Source organism: Paraburkholderia sp. GAS199 (assembly GCF_050436585.1).
Classification (GTDB): Bacteria; Pseudomonadota; Gammaproteobacteria; order Burkholderiales; family Burkholderiaceae; genus Paraburkholderia.
In genome coordinates this window covers 106,124-122,581 of record NZ_JBNDMM010000005.1, presented here as the reverse complement: position 1 = coordinate 122,581, position 16,458 = coordinate 106,124, and the positions used below count along the sequence as shown (strand labels likewise).

General features: G+C 63.2%; 16 protein-coding genes. 9 read left to right on the top strand and 7 right to left on the bottom strand.

Translation table 11 applies throughout. From position 1 onward, the window contains the following. Positions 1-13: 13 nt before the first annotated feature. The gene (locus P3T18_RS20090) at positions 14-703 is read right to left on the bottom strand and encodes a hypothetical protein (RefSeq protein ID WP_429301711.1); all 690 of its coding nucleotides are present in this window, start codon (positions 701-703) and stop codon (positions 14-16) included. 385 nt (positions 704-1,088) lie between these two features. On the opposite strand from P3T18_RS20090, the gene P3T18_RS20085 reads away from it, so the two are divergent. Then, positions 1,089-2,090 (top strand): hypothetical protein, encoded by a 1,002-nt coding sequence (locus P3T18_RS20085; RefSeq protein ID WP_429301710.1) that lies wholly within the window; start codon positions 1,089-1,091, stop codon positions 2,088-2,090. 91 nt (positions 2,091-2,181) lie between these two features. Here the strand turns inward: P3T18_RS20085 and P3T18_RS20080 are convergent, their stop codons facing one another. The 3 genes from P3T18_RS20080 to P3T18_RS20070 all read right to left on the bottom strand — a co-directional run bounded on the left by P3T18_RS20080 (position 2,182) and on the right by P3T18_RS20070 (position 4,018). Continuing rightward, the gene (locus P3T18_RS20080; RefSeq protein WP_429301709.1) at positions 2,182-2,760 is read right to left on the bottom strand and encodes a YceI family protein; all 579 of its coding nucleotides are present in this window, start codon (positions 2,758-2,760) and stop codon (positions 2,182-2,184) included. Positions 2,761-2,808: 48 nt separating this feature from the next. Beyond that, positions 2,809-3,372 (bottom strand): YceI family protein, encoded by a 564-nt coding sequence (locus tag P3T18_RS20075; RefSeq protein WP_429301708.1) that lies wholly within the window; start codon positions 3,370-3,372, stop codon positions 2,809-2,811. Between the two features lie 82 nt (positions 3,373-3,454). Beyond that, entirely contained in the window at positions 3,455-4,018 is a 564-nt protein-coding gene (locus tag P3T18_RS20070; protein WP_429301707.1) for a cytochrome b, read from the bottom strand. Between the two features lie 203 nt (positions 4,019-4,221). Here P3T18_RS20070 and P3T18_RS20065 point away from each other — a divergent pair, with 203 nt between their 5' ends. After that, positions 4,222-5,238, top strand: coding sequence for a sensor domain-containing diguanylate cyclase (locus P3T18_RS20065; RefSeq protein ID WP_429301706.1), 1,017 nt, complete (start codon positions 4,222-4,224; stop codon positions 5,236-5,238). Between the two features lie 12 nt (positions 5,239-5,250). Then, positions 5,251-6,501 carry an arsenic transporter gene (locus tag P3T18_RS20060; protein WP_429301705.1) on the top strand — a complete coding sequence of 417 codons (1,251 nt, stop codon included), beginning with the start codon at positions 5,251-5,253 and terminating at the stop codon, positions 6,499-6,501. Between the two features lie 33 nt (positions 6,502-6,534). On the opposite strand, the gene P3T18_RS20055 is transcribed toward P3T18_RS20060, so the two are convergent. After that, positions 6,535-6,750: a hypothetical protein gene (locus P3T18_RS20055; protein WP_429301704.1), complete on the bottom strand. Its 216-nt coding sequence runs from the start codon at positions 6,748-6,750 to the stop codon at positions 6,535-6,537. 351 nt (positions 6,751-7,101) lie between these two features. Next, complete coding sequence (locus P3T18_RS20050) at positions 7,102-7,317, bottom strand: hypothetical protein (RefSeq protein ID WP_429301703.1); 216 nt, start codon at positions 7,315-7,317, stop codon at positions 7,102-7,104. A gap of 275 nt (positions 7,318-7,592) precedes the next feature. Here P3T18_RS20050 and P3T18_RS20045 point away from each other — a divergent pair, with 275 nt between their 5' ends. The 6 genes from P3T18_RS20045 to P3T18_RS20020 all read left to right on the top strand — a co-directional run bounded on the left by P3T18_RS20045 (position 7,593) and on the right by P3T18_RS20020 (position 15,928). Further along, entirely contained in the window at positions 7,593-7,886 is a 294-nt protein-coding gene (locus tag P3T18_RS20045) for an EF-hand domain-containing protein (protein WP_429301702.1), read from the top strand. 90 nt (positions 7,887-7,976) lie between these two features. After that, on the top strand, positions 7,977-9,590 hold the full coding sequence (locus P3T18_RS20040; RefSeq protein WP_429301701.1) for an efflux transporter outer membrane subunit: 1,614 nt from the start codon (positions 7,977-7,979) through the stop codon (positions 9,588-9,590). Then, positions 9,580-10,683, top strand: coding sequence for an efflux RND transporter periplasmic adaptor subunit (locus P3T18_RS20035; protein ID WP_429301700.1), 1,104 nt, complete (start codon positions 9,580-9,582; stop codon positions 10,681-10,683). Before P3T18_RS20040 ends, P3T18_RS20035 begins: the two co-directional genes overlap by 11 nt. Then, on the top strand, positions 10,680-13,838 hold the full coding sequence (locus P3T18_RS20030; protein WP_429301699.1) for an efflux RND transporter permease subunit: 3,159 nt from the start codon (positions 10,680-10,682) through the stop codon (positions 13,836-13,838). Before P3T18_RS20035 ends, P3T18_RS20030 begins: the two co-directional genes overlap by 4 nt. 18 nt (positions 13,839-13,856) lie before the next feature. Further along, entirely contained in the window at positions 13,857-14,570 is a 714-nt protein-coding gene (locus P3T18_RS20025; RefSeq protein ID WP_429301698.1) for a response regulator, read from the top strand. Beyond that, positions 14,567-15,928 carry an ATP-binding protein gene (locus P3T18_RS20020; RefSeq protein WP_429301697.1) on the top strand — a complete coding sequence of 454 codons (1,362 nt, stop codon included), beginning with the start codon at positions 14,567-14,569 and terminating at the stop codon, positions 15,926-15,928. The genes P3T18_RS20025 and P3T18_RS20020 overlap by 4 nt, the downstream gene beginning before the upstream one ends. Before the next feature lie 3 nt (positions 15,929-15,931). Here P3T18_RS20020 and P3T18_RS20015 read toward each other — a convergent pair whose 3' ends face one another. Then, positions 15,932-16,132: a hypothetical protein gene (locus tag P3T18_RS20015; protein WP_429302083.1), complete on the bottom strand. Its 201-nt coding sequence runs from the start codon at positions 16,130-16,132 to the stop codon at positions 15,932-15,934. Positions 16,133-16,458 lie beyond the last annotated feature (326 nt).

The window sequence follows — 16,458 nt, the reverse complement described above, 5'->3', positions numbered from 1 at the left end:
CCGCCGGGGCGCCCTAGAAGCGATACGTCACGCCGATCTGGACCACCGGATACAGCTTGTAGCGGGACACCTTGTCGCTGATGTCCTTTTCTTCCTTGTCGATATTCGCCTGCGTCGTGAAGAGCGAGTAGATCTGCGGCACGTTATACGACACGCGCGGACGACCGTAGGCGACGCCGAGGTCGAAGGTCAGGCCGAAGCCCTTCGACACGGGCTTGTGTCCGTAGCCGATACCCAGATAAGGCATGACGTGCGGCAACGTGGCGGTGGCCGAGGGCGCCGCGCCGACGGCCGGGACATAGTCGTCGCCGATCTTGTAGTTGCCTTGCGCATTCGGCACCGCGTGGGCCGAGAGTTCGTCGTCGTTCAGCAGCGCGCCGGCCGTCACGCGAAAGCCGCTCGATGAGAACGGGAACAGGTCGAGGTACAGGCCGCCCTGCAAAAGTTTGAGGTGGCCGTCGTAGCGGTTTTCATCGACATCGACCGAATGCGAAAACCCCAGCCCTTCGATTTCCGCGTGAACGCCCGACCACGAAGTGAGCGGCAGCGCCGCGCCGATACCCGCACCGAGCGTGCCGCCATGCACGTAGATTTCCTGCGCACTGACCGAACCGGTCGTGGCGAATGTGAATGCCGTTACCAAAAGCGCAGCGAGGGCTGCATTTCTTACCTGTTTCACCGCACTGTCTCCAACAAGGATCATTTCCGTGCTGGCGACTTTACGGTTTAACCACGCGGTTCAAATGGAAGAACAGCGGGTGATTATGGCGGCTCTTCCGGCTCAAGTTTTAGCGAATGCGTAAAGCGGAATTTATGACCTGTAAGTCTTGCCGAACAGCCGATTCAAATCGCGATTGAAGTCAGAATAGGCCTTTTTTAAAGGGCTATTCGAGAGATGAACAAGTTGTGCACGCATCGATAATTCATCTCGTCGAGAGTCCCGTAATGCTGTTAACGGTACGCATTCCGCGGACTTTATTCGTCTGACGAAGAGAGGTGTGCTGCATTTCGCTTTTTGCGTAGCGCGCATCTCGTTTTACTGTGTTGCCGCTCGCGTGCGGCCGCTTTCCTGAATCGGAGCAGCAAAGATGTCGTTTCAAACTTTACGAATCATCAGTACTGGAGTGGTTGCGGCTGCAACCGTGTTGCTATCCGCATGCGGCGGCGGAGGATCGGGCGGCGGCAGCAGCACCGCGAGTAACGTGCTGAAGCTCTCGTCCGCGGTGCAGAGCGAACACGTCGCGCGTTATGCGGGCGCTTTCGGCATGTTGTCCGGGCCGGGTGTCGCGTCCATCTATACGTCGGTGGTGCAGTCGCTCGTGAACGGCGTGACGGCCGCGACGGCGAATACCACCACGGCCTGTCCCGCGAGCGGTTCGATCAGCGTTGCCGTACAGGGCGCGCCGGCCGGCTCGGGCGGTCAAGTCAGCGGCCTGCAGAACGGAGAGGCTGCCACCATCGGCTTCAATCAGTGCTCGGGACAGGTAAAAGCGCCCGGCGTCTCGGCCAGCGCTTCGATTACCGGCACGGTGAGCGTGCAGATTCAGAACGTGCAAGGGGTGGTGGGCAAAACGACGAACGACTGGTCGTATAGCGCGATCGAAACTGCTAATGCGCTGACCTTGACCTCCGCCAGCGGCACGACCACGGTGAACGGCACGGTCAGCTACACCATGACTTACGACGCAAAAACCGGTGTCACGACCACGACCGCCAGCGCGCCGACCGTCACGCTCGACCGCAAGCAGGCGGCGGGCTCGGGCAGCATCACCGGGACCATTACGATCACGTCGTTCAATTATTCGCGCGTGCACAGCGCCGATGCGCTCACGGATACCTTGTCGACGAGCGGCAGTATTAGCATCAACGCGGCAGACGCGGTGATCGCCTTCAACGTGAACACGCCCACGCCGGTTACGATCAGCAACGGCGACGTGCAGGCCGGCGTCATCCAGCTGACGACGAACGATACCGTCGAAACCATCACGGCCCAGAATGCGGCAACGGTCGGTATTACGGTGGTGGCAAACGGGCAGACGGGGACTTATACGGAAAGCGTGGACAATTTCCGCACACTGACCGGCGGCTGAAGAAAAGGAAGGGGAGTGAATCGATACGACGGCCTGCGATGCAGGCCGTCGTCGTTTACAGCGCTACTGCGTGAAACCTACCGCTTGATACTTACTGCTTGATACCTTCGGCCTGGATATGCAGCGTGGTCTGCATCTTGAAGCCGTAGGCCTTGCCGAAGTCGACGCCGAAGTCGTCGCGATTGAACGTGGCGGTCGATTCCGTGCCGCACACTTCACGCTTGAGCATCGGGTTCGTGAAGCACTTGAACGATTCGATCTTCAGGTTCACCGGCTTGGTGATGCCGTGCATCGTCAGCGTGCCGATCACTTCCACCGGCTTGTCGCCGTCGAAGCGGATCTGCGTGCCCTTGTAAGTCGCGGTCGGGTACTTGGCGGCGTCGAAGAACTTGTCGGTGACGAGTTCGGCGTCGAGCTTGTCGTTGCCGATATCCACCGAGTTCATGTCGATCGTCACGTCGACCGTGCCGGTCTTCGCCGCGCGATCCAGCACCACGGTGCCGCTGCTCTTCTTGAACTTGCCGCGCCACACCGAAATGCCGCCAAAGTGGTCGGTTTCGAAGCTCGGGTAGGTGTGGGTCGGGTCGAGCTGATACGTATCCGCTGCCATTGCATTGAACGACAGTGCCGCTGCCAGCGCGCCGGCGGCGATCAGGATTTGCTTCTTCATGTTCTACTCCAGGTTTCAGAAAGGGAGACTGCGCTTCGACGTTCCGGATTACTTCTTCGAAGCGACGATGTGAAATTTGATGACGACTTCGTCGGCAACCACCGACGTGTCTTTCCATTCGCCCGTGCCCACATCGAACTGCGAGCGCTTGATCGGCAGGGAGCCGTCGAAGGTTTGCGTGGCACCCTGGCTCGCGATGGTGACTGGCACCACGACGGTTTGCGATTTGCCCTTGATGGTGAGCTTGCCGGTGATCTTGTACTGGTTGCCGCCGGCCGGCGCGATGGCGCTCGACACGAAGGTGGCGGCCGGATACGTCGCGCTATCGAACCATTCCTTGCCTTGCGCCTGCTTGTTGTAGTCGTCGGCGCCGAGGTCGTAGCTGCCGGTGTCGATCGACACATTGGCGCTGCCCGCGGTCGGCTTGGCCGGATCGAAATTCAACTGCGCGGAGAACTTCCTGAACTTGCCGTCCACCGGCACGTTCATCTGTTTGGTGGTGGCGATAACGCTGCTTTTGGACGTATCGACATCGGCGTGCGCGAGGCTCGCGCCGAACAGGGAGAGGGCGGCGACGCCGGCGAGAAGCGAGTGAGAAAAAGGTGTTTTCATAGTGTTACGCATCCTATCGAACCGGCGGGCGTTGATTGCACACCGTTGGGAATTAAATTGCCAACAGACCGTGGCCAATTGTCTACCTGAGAAACGGAATCATCCTGGCAAGCAGGCCGTCGCGATCGACGAACTGGTGCTTGAGCGCTGCGAGTACATGCATCGCGACGAGTGCGAGCAAGGTGTAGTTGAGCAGCACGTGCACGCTACGCAGGCTCGCCTTGAGCGCCTGGTCCGGGCCGATGATGGTCGGCAGCGGCACGACGCCGAGATACACCACCTGTATGCCGGCCGCGGAACTATAGAAATAGCCGGACAGCGGAATGGCCAGCATCAGCACGTACAGCACGCCATGCACGAGATGGGCGGCGGCTTTCTGCCATGCGGGTGTCGCGTCGTCCAGACGCGGCGCGCGGTGGGTGGCGCGCCACAGCACGCGGATAACGGCGAGCACGAAGACCGTCACGCCGATCCACTTATGCCAGGAGAAGTACTTGAGCTTGGTCGGCGTGAAGCCGGGAATGTCCGTCATGATCCAGCCGATATAGAAGCCGCAGATGATCAGCGCGGCAATCAGCCAGTGCAACGCAATGGCGGGTGCGCTATAGCGGTCGATCTCGACAGGATATTTCTCGACTGTTTTCATGGTGGCCTAAGTGGGAATGCCGATTGCAGAAGCGGATAGTAGGTAAGCCAATGAAAACTGAATAGCTGGGTAGAGAAGAACAGATTGTTGTGCCAGTGACGCTAATGATCGGGCGCCCATGCGCGTTGCCCGGCAAAAATCGCGGAACGGCCCCGGCATTGTGGTAATTTGCCGGCTCAACCGCCTGGAACAGGTTTAAAACAATGAACCCAACTGAACAGAACAACAGCGCGCTCGGCGCGGATTTCTTGCGGCACGACGCGGCGCCGGCCGCCGGGGTCGAGGGGTATATGGAGCATGACGCCGCGGTCTACCGGACCTTGCTGGAGTCGACGCGCGCCATTCCCTGGAAGATCGACTGGGCAACGCTGGAATTCACCTATATCGGGCCGCAGATCGAGGCCTTGCTCGGCTGGGCGCCGTCGGGCTGGAAAAGCGTGCAGGACTGGGCGGCGCGCATGCATCCGGAAGACCGCGAGAAGGTGGTCGATTTCTGCGTGGCGCAATCGAAGGCGGGCACCGACCACGAAGCCGACTATCGCGCGCTGACGAGCCGGGGCGATTACGTCTGGCTGCGCGACGTGGTCCACGTGGTGCGCAATGCGAGCGGCGAGGTCGAGTCGCTGGTGGGGTTCATGTTCGACATCAGCGAGCGCAAGCGTACCGAGGAAAAGCTGCTGGCACTGCAGTGCGAACTCGAAGCGCTGTCGTTCAAGGACGGCCTGACGGGCGTCGGCAATCGCCGCGAATTCGACGCCGTGCTGCAACGCGAATGGAGCGTGGCCCGCCGCAATAACGCGCCGCTCTCGCTCGTGATGGTCGATATCGATTTCTTCAAGTCTTATAACGACTACTACGGCCACGTACAGGGCGACGAGTGCCTGAAGCGCGTCGCCGGCGTGTTGAGCGCCGCCGTGCGTCCGGGCGATTTCGTCGGCCGCTTCGGCGGTGAAGAGTTCGTGCTGATTCTGCCCAACACCGGCAGCGAAGCCGCGCGTCAGGTGGCGGAACGCTGCCGCGACCGCATCAGCTCGGCGGAGATTGCTCATGAACGGTCGCCGTTCCGGCAGATCGTGACCGCGAGTTTCGGCGTGGGCAGCGTTATGCCCTCAGCGGAATCCGGCGATCCGGTGGAATTCGTGAATCTGGTCGACACGCAGCTCTATCACGCGAAAGACAACGGACGTGACTGCATCGCGGCAGTCAGCCGCCTGGGCTGAGGACGACGCGCAGTGAATTCCATTTTCCTCTCCTGGGGTATTGCCGCCGTGGCCACGGCCGGCGTCATCACGCGTCCGTTCAAATGGCCCGAGGCCATCTGGGCCGTGGCGGGTGCGGTACTGCTGGTGTCGCTCGGCCTGTTGCCCGTCGATCTCGCCCTGCAGGCAGTGGGAAAAGGCACGGACGTTTATCTTTTCCTGTTCGGCATGATGCTGCTGTCGGAAGTGGGGCGTCGCGAAGGTCTGTTCGACTGGGTCGCGGTGTATGCCGTGAATCACGCCAAAGGCTCGCCGCGCAAGCTGTTCCTGCTCGTCTATCTGGTGGGCGTGGTCATCACGGCTTTTCTCTCCAACGACGCCGCCGCGGTCGTGCTGACGCCCGCCGTTTTTGCCGCGGCTAAAAAGGCGAAAACCGAACCGTTGCCGTTGCTCTTCGTATGCGCGTTCATTGCCAACGCCGCGAGCTTCGTGCTGCCGATCTCCAATCCGGCCAACCTCGTGCTGTACGGCAACCACACGCCCGCGCTCGGCGCCTGGCTCGCACGCTTCACCTTGCCTTCGGTGCTGTCGATCGTCGCGACGTATCTGCTGCTGCGCTGGACCCAGCGCGAAGCGCTGGCGGGCACCTGCGAGGCGAATCTCGACGCGTTGACCTTGTCCAGCAGCGGACGGGTGGCGCTGGCCGGCATCGCCGTGACCGCAGTCGTATTGCTGGGGGTGTCGGCATTCGATATCCAGCTCGGGCTGCCCACCGCGATACTCGGTGCGCTGACGGCGCTCGTCGTGCTGATTCAGGAGCGCAAATCACCGCTGCCGATGATCCGCGATATTTCGTGGAGCGTGCTGCCGCTGGTGGCCGCGTTGTTCGTGCTCGTCGAAATGCTCGATCACACGGGCGTGATCAAAGCGCTCGGCGAACTGTTGCAGCGTGCCACGCAACACAGCGAACTGACGGCTGCGGCGTCGGCGGGCGGCATCATCGCCATCGCCAGCAATCTGATGAACAACCTGCCGGCGGGTCTGATTGCGAGTTCGACGGTGATCGCGACGCACAGTCCGGAGCGCGTGATCGACGCGCTGCTGATCGGCGTCGATCTCGGTCCGAACCTTTCCATTACCGGATCGCTCGCGACGATTCTCTGGCTGAACGCGATCCGCCGCGAGGGCGAGGACGTCAGCTTCATGAAGTTTCTGAAGGTCGGTGTCGTGGTGATGCTGCCTGCGCTGGTGTTGTCGCTCGGCGCGCGCATCCTGATGGGGTGAGGTGGTGGACTGAGGCGCGAGGATGCCGATGCCTCAGTCCACCACGGCTTTTTGCGAGGAATGTTCGAGTGCGCTCAGGGTGGCGTCGAGGCGTGCAAGCCGTGCGCGCTGCGAGGGCATCAGCGAATCTCGCGGCAGCATGACGAGGCGATTGCGCCAGTAGGAAAGCGGAATGCGATCGTTGGCGGAAATCTGCCCGAATACCCGTTCGAGGTGGCTGAGTTCTTTGTCTATATCCAGGTGGCTCATCTGGCATCCCAGTGAAAAGATGATGTGAGTCGAAAAGAGGCGGCGCTATGGTATCCGCCGCCTTGCGTCTAACGAATGGAACCGTTCGATGTCGATATTTCGATGTCGAAAATAGAGCAAGGCTCGTTCCCCACGACTCGCCACCGGCTTATTGGCAGCGGTTTAAAACCGTTGGTTTTCGTCAGCTTATTGATCGCGCCAGACGGGGCGGGTTGTTCACTCAACTCACGCATTCAATCCATACGGCGACGCCGCTGGCGGATTCATGCGGCCGCGCCTCGGCACACCCTGCGATTCTTTCCACGCGTTGAACAACGGGAATTCACCAGGCAATTCCGCGTGACGCATGTCCTATGCTGATTTAACGGTTGTTTCGTCAGGTGTAATGCGCGAACGCAGCGCGGCATATGTAGCGGGCGCATAGAAGCTGGCCGGTCGCGGCGGCGGCGCGTGGACGGAAACGGTCGGCGGATTGGCAGCGCGGGCGGATTCCACGGTCGAACAGGCGAGGCCGAGCGTGGTGACGAAATAAGCCAGTCGATGACGAAACTCGTGACGAAGATTCACGGTGAGAACTCCTGATAAAAGCGCCTGACAAAATCGCCTCAACCCGGCTTCAGCGCGCCAGACGAAAGATACGCACATGCACGCTGGAGCGGCAGCACGGAGTTATTTCATTCGATGTCGGACCGGGCGTGAACGCCTAGCCCGCTGCCGTGAAATACGGCGACATGATTGTTCGATTGCCGTCGCGTCTTGCATCGACAAGAATTCGGCCTGTCATCGAACGGATCGCGGCAGGTTGCAGGCGACGCACGATGCCTCAACCCAAGGAGTCGATCATGAAAAAGCTGCTCGCCATTGTTCTGCTGTGCTTCGCATCCACCGCCGCCTTCGCGCAGAGCGCCGCGCCCCAGGGCGGCGACCCGCAACGGATGGAACGCATGGCGCAGCAACTGCAGGCGCGCTTTGCCAACGCCAACACGACGCACGACGGCAAGCTCACGAAAGCGCAAGCCGCTGCGGGCATGCCGATCGTCGCGAAGCATTTCGACGAGATCGATACGCAAAAAGCGGGCTATATCACGTTGCCGCAGATCGCGGCATTCATGCAGGAACGCGGGGCAGCGCACTGAGCCGCGCGTGAAATGGCGGGATCGTAGAAGTCGCCTGAATTCGTTGATGTCATCCGAGTTCCCTCCGATCCTCCGAGCCTCGATCGCGCGATGAAACCAGCCTCGTCCAGCCGTCTGCCCGCCGATCGCACCCAGAGTGCGCCGGTGCGCGCTGCGGCGAAAACGGCGCTGCTGGCCGTCCTGCTCGGGTCGCTTACGTCGCTCACGGGCTGCATGACCGTCGGTCCCGATTTCAAATCGCCGGACGTCACGCTGGAAAACCAGTGGCTCGAGAGTCTGGCCGCCGAGGCGTCGTCCGCGCCCGGCGCGCAAGCGGCCTGGTGGACGGCATTCAACGATCCCGTGCTGAGCGCGCTGGAGCAGCGCGCATACGAGCGCAATCTCACGCTTCAGACTGCGGGCCTGCATATCTTCAAGGCCCGCGCACAACTCGCGATCAGCGTGCAGGACCTGCTGCCGCAATCGGGCAGCGTGTCGGCCGGCGCGAACCACATCAACACGAGCGGCGTGGGACCGTTGCCGCCCACGCATCTGTGGGCCGAACATCTGCGTGTGAACGCCGGGTGGGAGATCGACTTCTGGGGCAAATATCGCCGTCAGATCGAATCGGATCGCGCGCAATTGCGGGTGTCCGAAGCCGCTTACGACAATGCGCTCGTCTCGCTCTTCGCGGACGTCGCCAATGCCTACATCGACCTGCGCGCGCTCGAACAGCGCATTGCTGTCGCGCAGCAGAATCTGAAAGCAGTGCAGCAAAGCCTCACGCTCACTCAGGCGCGGTACAAACGCGGCGCCTCGACGCAACTCGACGTCGAGCAGGCGGCCACGCTGGTTGCCGAAACCGAGGCGCAGATTCCGCCGCTCATCAAGGCGCGGGCGCAGGACCGCGACTCGCTCGCTGTGCTGCTCGCCGATCCACCCGACGCCGTCGACGCGCAACTCGCCGGCACCAAGGCGATTCCCGTGGCGCCGACGCAGATCGACGTGGGCATTCCCGCCGATCTGCTGCGCCGGCGTCCCGATGTCCGGCAGGCCGCGCTGAATGCAGCGGCGCAGTCCGCGCTGATCGGCGCGGCGAAAGCCAAGCTGTATCCGTCGTTTTCGCTCACCGGCCTGTTCGGGCTTTCCTCGGGCGAGCAGCACGGTATCGGACTCACGCAATGGGGCAGCAAAACGATCGGGCTGTTTTCAGCGGGCATTACGTTGCCGATCCTCGATCGCGGCCAGTTGCAGAACGCGGTGCGTATCCAGGATGCGACCTTCCAGGAAGCCGTGCTCGATTACCAGAACACCGTTTTGCAGGCCCAAAAGGAAGTGGAAGACGCGATTGCCGGACTGCGTACCTCGCTCGATGCGCTGGCGGCGTCCGCGCGTGCCACCGATGCTTCGCAGCGTGCGCTGAAACTCGCCAATCTCCAGTATCGGGCCGGCTCGGTCACTTACGACACGGTGCTGGACGCATCGCGTTCGGCCCTGCGCGATGGCGACTCGCTCGCACAGAACCAGGGGCTCGCCGCGCTCGCAGCGGTGTCGCTGTATCGCGCGCTCGGCGGCGGCTGGGAAGTGGCGAAGGGGCAGCAGGTAGTGAGCGAACAGATCGCGCAACAGATGGCGCAGCGCACGGATTGGGGACGCTTGCTGAATCCACCCGCGAATTCGGCGCTGGCGCGCAACAGCGGAGACCTGCCAGAGCATGACAAATAACAACCCGACCGGATGCCGTCGAGCGGCCCGCTGGTACGTGGCCTTTGCCGCCGTGTCGTGCTTCGCCGTGCTGACGGGATGCCGCGACGGCGCGCAGTCGGCGCAGGCCGCGGCCTTGCCGCAGGTGAGCGTGACGCGTCCGGTGGCGCGAGAGGTGCGCGAACAGATCGACCTGAGCGGCACGGTCGCGCCGTCGGCCACCGTCACGCTGGTGGCGCGCGTGCAGGGCGTGCTCAAACAGATCGGTTTTGTCGACGGCGCGTATGTCAAACAAGGCCAGCTGCTGTTCCGTATCGAACCGGACACGTACCGCGCGCAACTCACGTACGACCAGGCCGCGCTCGATAACGCCGAACAGGAACTGGTGCGCCAGAAGCAGCTCACGTCGGATAACGCGACCTCGGAATCGACCTTGCAGAAAGCGCAGACGACGCGCGATCAGGCGCTCGCCAAGCGCGACATGTCGCGTATCAATCTGGCGTACACGGAGATTCGCGCGCCGTTTGCAGGGCGGATCGGCGCGCGCGCATTCGACGTCGGCAATCTCGTGGGCGGTTCCGACTCCACCAAACTCGCGACGCTCGATCGCATCCAGCCGGTGTACGTCAATTTCACGCTCAACGAGCGCGACGCCAATCGTATCGGTCTGTTTTCGAAGCCGCCGCGCACCGTGCGCGTCAATGTGCTGGGCGCGCCCGTCGATACCGGTGAAGACGCCGCACTCGAATTCGTCGATACGCGTATCGATCCCGGCAGCGGCGCATTGAAACTGCGCGCCGACATTGCCAACCACGACGCGCATCTGATCCCCGGCATGTCCGTGGAAGTACACATTCCCGCCGGCGCGGCGCACGACGTGCTGCTCGTGCCCGACACGGCGTTGCTGCGCGACCAGGCCGGCGCCTCGCTGCTGGTGGTGAACCGTGCGGGCGTGATCGAGAAGCGTGGGGTCCAGACGGGCGGCCTGTACGGCTCGCTGCGCGCGATTAGCGCCGGCGTGAGCGCCGACGACCAGGTCGTGACGGGCGGGGCGCTCGCCGTGGCGCCCGGTACGAAAGTGCAGGTGACGGCCGCGGCGCAGGGACAGTCATGATCCGCTTCTTCGTCGAGCGTCCCGTACTCGCCAATGTGATCGCGTTGATCGTGATGCTGCTCGGCGCAGTGGCGCTCATCAATCTGCCGATCGCACAGTATCCGCCGATCACGCCGCCTACCGTGCAGGTGGTGGCGCGCTTTCCTGGCGCGAGCGCCGCGACGCTCATCAACCGCGTGGCGCTCCCGATCGAGACGCAGGTGAACGGCGTGGAAAACGCGCTCTACATGCAGTCCACCAGCACCAACGACGGCAGCTATACGCTGACCGTCACCTTCGCGGTCGGCACCGATGTCGACAAGGCGCAGGTGCTGGTGCAGAACCGCGTGTCGGCGGCGACCGCGCTACTGCCGCAGGCGGTGCAGCAACAGGGCGTGACCGTGCGCAAGCGTTCCACCGCGATCCTGCAGCTCTATACGCTGCAATCGCCGGATCCGAAATACGACTCGCTGTTCCTCAGCAATTACGCCGTGATCTATTTGCGCGACACGCTCGCGCGATTGCCGGGCGTCGGCGACGTGACCGTGTTCGGCACGGGACAGTACAGCATGCGTGTGTGGCTCGATCCGCACAAGCTCAGCGAACGCAATCTCACCGCCGCCGACGTTATGCAGGCCATCCAGAGCCAGAGCCGCGACGTCAGCGCCGGCCAGCTCGGCTCGGAACCCAATGCGGGCGGCGAAGCTTTCCAGCTCACGGTGACCTTGCAAGGCGCGCTTTCCGACCCGCGTGAATTCGACGACATCATCGTCAAGGCCGATCCGAACGACGGCGGCCATTTCGTGCGGATTCGCGACGTGGGCCGCACCGAACTCGGCTCGTCGAGCTATGGACAGTTCTTCAATCTCGACGGCAAGCCGGCGGCTGGCATCGCGATCTATCAGCTGCCCGAAGCCAATGCGCTGGAGGTGGGCAACGCGGTGAAGGCCACCATGGCGCGGCTCGCTAAAAACATGCCCAAGGGCGTGAGTTATCAGTTGCCGTTCGACACGACCGTGTTCGTGCGGCAGTCCGTGATCGACGTGTACAAGACGCTGTTCGAAGCTGCCTTGCTGGTGCTCGCCGTGATCCTGCTATTCCTGCAGAACTGGCGCGCCATGCTGGTGCCCGCCACGACGATCCCGGTCACGATCATCGGCACGTTCGGCGCGATCTACATGCTGGGCTTTTCGATCAACCTGCTGACGCTGTTCGCCATCGTGCTTGCGATCGGCATCGTGGTGGACGACGCGATCGTGGTGGTGGAAGGCATCACGCAACATATCGAGCAGGGCAAGACACCGAAACAGGCCGCCATCGACGCGATGCACGAACTGCTCGGCCCGATCGTCGGCATTACGCTCGTGCTGATCTCGGTGTTTCTGCCGTCGGCGTTTCTCGGCGGCGTGACGGGGCAGATGTACCGCCAGTTCGCCCTCGTGGTGGTCGCAACCACGGTCATCAGCGCGATCAATGCGGTGACGCTCAAACCCGTGCAAAGCGTGCGCTGGCTGCGGCACGCACGGCCCGGCCGTCCCAACGTCGTGTATCGCGTTTTCGACCGCGGCTACGCGGCGGTGGAAAGAGGCTATGTGCGTGTGGTGTCGTGGTTCGTGGCGCGCAGCGCGTTCGCGCTCGTCATCGCGCTGGTGCTCGGCGGCGCGTCGGCGTTCCTGCTTACCCGCGTGCCGACCAGTTTCATTCCGCTCGAAGATCAGGGCTACGTACTGATTGCCGCGCAACTGGCCGACGCCGCTTCGCTGAACCGCACGCGCGAGGCCAGCGCGCAGATCGAAAAACGGATCGGCGCGATTCCGGGTGTGAGTCATGTGGTGTCGATCGGCGGCATTTCTCCGCTGGACAACAACGCCTCGCTGCCGAATTCCGCCTTGATTTACGTGACCCTCGACGACTGGAGCCGGCGCGGCAAGGGCGAAGACCTGCGTTCGCTCTATACGCGTATGAACAGCGAACTGGCGAAGCTGCCCGATATCCGTTCGGTGGTCATCGTGCCGCCGCCGATCCAGGGGCTCGGCAACAGCGGAGGCGTCCAGATGCAGGTGATGCTGACGGACGGCTCGCAAAACTACCGGCGTTTGCAGGACGCCACCGACGCGCTGATCGCCGCCGTCTCGAAGCGGCCCGAGTTGCAGCGCGTCTTCAGCCCGTTTCGTGCGTCGGTGCCGACGGTCGAGCTGACGCTCGATCGCGCCAAGGCGGAGTCGCTGCAGGTGCCGGTCGGTAACGTGTTCGATCTGCTGCAGGATTACGTCGGCTCCAGCTATGTGAACCAGTTCACTACGTTCAACCATACGTTTCCCGTATTCGTGCAGGCCGAAGGTACCTACCGGCGCGACACCGACGACATTCGCCGTCTGCAGATCCGCAGCAATAGCGGGCATATGGTCGAGCTAGGAACCTTCATCGACGCGCACACGAGCGTCGGCCCGGCCGTGGCGACGCTCTACGATCTGGCGCCTGCTGCCGCGATCAATGGCAATCCCGCGAACGGCTACAGCACCGGCGACGCGATCGCCGCGTTCGAACAGGAGGCCGCGCGTATTCTGCCGGCGGGCATCGGCTACGAGTGGACCGCCATGTCGTATCAGGAGAAACTGGTCGGCAATTCCGCGTACTGGATTTTCGCGGTGGGCGTGCTGCTGGTGTTCTGCGTGCTGGCCGCGCAATACGAGAGCTGGCTGCTGCCGGTGGCCGTGGTGCTCGCCGTGCCACTCGCGCTGCTCGGCACGGCCGGCACACTCGCCGCACTCGGAACGGCCAACAATCTGTACACGCAGATCGGACTGGTGCTGCTGATTGCGCTGTCCGCGAAAAACGCGATTCTGATCGTCGAATTCGCGCGCCATTTGCGCGGCAAGGGCGTGGATATCGCCGAGGCCGCGATCGAAGCCGCGCGTCTGCGTTTCCGGCCCATCATGATGACTTCGTTCGCGTTCATACTCGGTGTCCTGCCGCTCGTGATCGCCACGGGCGCCAGCGCCAGCGCGCGGCGTTCGCTCGGGATCGCGGTGTTTTCCGGCATGCTGGCGTCCACGTGTATTGCGGTGCTGTTCATCCCGTCGTTCTACGTGCTGCTGCAAAGACTTTCCGAGCGGCATGCGGCACGCCGCGCGGCGCGAGAGTCGTCCGAGTCCGTCAAACCCACCGACGCCTGATTCACGAGGAGTGTCCACATGGATCGCCCGGCAAAAATCATCGTACTCGACGACGAAGCCGAACTGCGCAACATGCTGCAGCGATTTTTGCGCGGCCACGGTTTCGACGTACGCGTCGCCGAAGACAGCAGGCGGCTCGACCGCTATCTCGAACGCGAGCCCTTCGATCTGCTCGTGCTCGATCTGATGATCGGCGAAGAAGACGGTTTGCAGATTTGCGCGCGGCTGCGCGAGCAAGGGCAAACGCTGCCGATCCTCATGCTGACCGCCAAGGGCGATCCGCTCGACCGCGTCGTGGGACTCGAAACCGGCGCTGACGATTACCTCGCCAAGCCCTTCCTGCCGCGCGAACTGGTGGCGCGTATCAATGCGTTGCTGCGGCGGCAGAAAATGGCGGCCGGCGATGTGACCGTGACCTCGCAGAACGTGAGCTTCGGCGACTTCACGCTCGACGTCGCCAAGCAGCAGCTGTCGCGCGACGGCGCCGCGCTGGAGATTCACTCGGCGCAAATGCTGCTGCTGGTGGCGCTCGCGTCGTCGCCGAACCGGCCCGTGAGCCGCGACAATCTGCTTGCGCGCGCACGCGGGCGCGATCACGATGCGCTCGACCGCAGCATCGACGTGCAGGTGCTGCGTTTGCGCCAGATTCTCGAAGACGACCCGTCGAAGCCGCGCTTCATCAAGACCGTGTGGGGCATCGGCTACATGCTGGTCGCGGACGTCGATTCATGACGCGCCCGTTGCTGCAGCGCATGCTGCCGTCCACGCTGCTGGCGCGCAATATCGCCTTGCTGATCGCGCTCGTCATGCTCAGTCAGATCTGTTCGATCGGCGTACTGCTGCATTACGTGCAGCGACCTCGGGTCGAGCGCGCCGCGGCGGTGTTCGCGACTTACGTGGGGACGCTCGATCAACTGCTGGCAGCGACCACCGGCAACGCGCGCGCCGTCGTGACCGCGCGGCTCGACGCACGCACCGAATTGCCCGCCGAGGCCGCGCAGGCCGACGACGCCACGAGCCCGCCGCCGAATCTGCTGCGCGCGTATCGCACCTATCAGCGCAACGAGTTTCTCGCCAGTCTGCGCGCGCATTTGCCGGAGGACATGCCGGCGCGCTGGCAGTCGATCGGCGGACAGCGGTTGTGGATACGCATGCACGCGCCGGCCGACGCGCCGCATGCGCCGTACTGGATCGCGCTGCCCATTCCCGAAGACGCGCAAGGTAACGGGCTCGACGCGGCGATCCTGCTGTCGCTCGGATTGGGCGCGCTGGCCGCGCTGACCGGCTATGTGATCCAGCGCCACCTCAACCGGCCGTTGCGGCAACTCACGCGCGCCGCGCGCCGCGTCAGTGCGGGCGACATGCCCGCACCGCTGCCCACCGATGGTCCCACCGAAATTGCCGAGGTGAGCAGCGCTTTCAACCAGATGACGCAGACCTTGCAGCAGGCCGAAGCGACGCGTGCGCTGATGCTGGCCGGCATCTCGCACGACATCCGTACGCCGCTCACCAAGCTACGTCTTTCCATGGCGATGGCGATGCCGGACAGCAGCGACAGCAGCTTCGTGGTGGCGGCGGAGTCGTACCTCGACCAGATCGAAACGATCCTGCAGCAGTTCATGGATTACGCGGGCAGCGGCGAGCGCGAGGCACCCGAGCCCGGCGACCTTAACGCGCTCATCGAACGGCTGGCGGGCGATTTTGCGGGTCTGGGACACATGTTCGAACTATCGCCCGGCAAACTGCCTGCGTTCGCTTTCCGGCCCATCAGCATGATGCGGCTGTTGATGAACCTGATGCAGAACGCGATCGTCTACGGTGGCAGCGGGCTGGCCGTACGAAGCTGGGCGACCGCGGACGCGATCTGCGTGGCGGTCGGCGATCGCGGCAAAGGCTTGTCCGCCGACGAACTGGAGCAATTGAAGGCGCCGTTCCAGCGCGGCCGCAATGCACGCTCGCACAGCGGCGGCACGGGGCTCGGACTGGCGATCGTCGAGCGGATTGCGCGTTTGCACGGCGGCAGCGTGCAGTTTCATGCGCGCGAGGGCGGCGGACTGGAGGTGTGGGTGGTGCTGCCGCGAGCGGCGTGAGCGTCAGTTCCGGTCGAGCCACGCATCCAGACCGACCCGGAACGCGACGCCCGCGATCACCGGCACGGTGAGCATCAGGATGATGCCGAAGTTGTTGATCGGGTCGCCGTACATGATGGGCTGGTACAGCACGATGCCCGAGACGCACGCAAACACGATAAAGCCGACGGCGACCATCAGCAGGTTGCGCGCCGTGACCGGCATGGACTTGCGCGCGGCCTTTTCCGGCGGCTTGCCGCTAGCGGGGACATCGTTTCGAGGGGCTGGCATGACGGTTCTCGCGGTTTGAGCTTGCATGAGCGGCGCCCGTACGGTGGACGGTGACCGCAATGCAATCGTAGCCGGGATTGTGCATTCGCAACAACGATGTCGCAATGGGTAACGGAGCTTAGAGAGACCCACCGATCCGTTTCGCGGAAGCGCCGGCGCGTTGTCTCGACGCGCGCCGTTCATGACGTGGACTCGGAAGCCCGGTGAGGCGTCACGATTTTCGTCGCTGCTGTAAGCTGCCGGACCGCACGTCGATGCAC

Coding starts and splice junctions, on each gene's coding strand:
- P3T18_RS20090 (WP_429301711.1), bottom strand. CDS start 703: ATGATCCTTGTTGGAGACAGTGCGGTGAAACAGGTAAGAAATGCAGCC.
- P3T18_RS20085 (WP_429301710.1), top strand. CDS start 1,089: ATGTCGTTTCAAACTTTACGAATCATCAGTACTGGAGTGGTTGCGGCT.
- P3T18_RS20080 (WP_429301709.1), bottom strand. CDS start 2,760: ATGAAGAAGCAAATCCTGATCGCCGCCGGCGCGCTGGCAGCGGCACTG.
- P3T18_RS20075 (WP_429301708.1), bottom strand. CDS start 3,372: ATGAAAACACCTTTTTCTCACTCGCTTCTCGCCGGCGTCGCCGCCCTC.
- P3T18_RS20070 (WP_429301707.1), bottom strand. CDS start 4,018: ATGAAAACAGTCGAGAAATATCCTGTCGAGATCGACCGCTATAGCGCA.
- P3T18_RS20065 (WP_429301706.1), top strand. CDS start 4,222: ATGAACCCAACTGAACAGAACAACAGCGCGCTCGGCGCGGATTTCTTG.
- P3T18_RS20055 (WP_429301704.1), bottom strand. CDS start 6,750: ATGAGCCACCTGGATATAGACAAAGAACTCAGCCACCTCGAACGGGTA.
- P3T18_RS20045 (WP_429301702.1), top strand. CDS start 7,593: ATGAAAAAGCTGCTCGCCATTGTTCTGCTGTGCTTCGCATCCACCGCC.
- P3T18_RS20040 (WP_429301701.1), top strand. CDS start 7,977: ATGAAACCAGCCTCGTCCAGCCGTCTGCCCGCCGATCGCACCCAGAGT.
- P3T18_RS20035 (WP_429301700.1), top strand. CDS start 9,580: ATGACAAATAACAACCCGACCGGATGCCGTCGAGCGGCCCGCTGGTAC.
- P3T18_RS20030 (WP_429301699.1), top strand. CDS start 10,680: ATGATCCGCTTCTTCGTCGAGCGTCCCGTACTCGCCAATGTGATCGCG.
- P3T18_RS20025 (WP_429301698.1), top strand. CDS start 13,857: ATGGATCGCCCGGCAAAAATCATCGTACTCGACGACGAAGCCGAACTG.
- P3T18_RS20020 (WP_429301697.1), top strand. CDS start 14,567: ATGACGCGCCCGTTGCTGCAGCGCATGCTGCCGTCCACGCTGCTGGCG.
- P3T18_RS20015 (WP_429302083.1), bottom strand. CDS start 16,132: ATGCCGGTCACGGCGCGCAACCTGCTGATGGTCGCCGTCGGCTTTATC.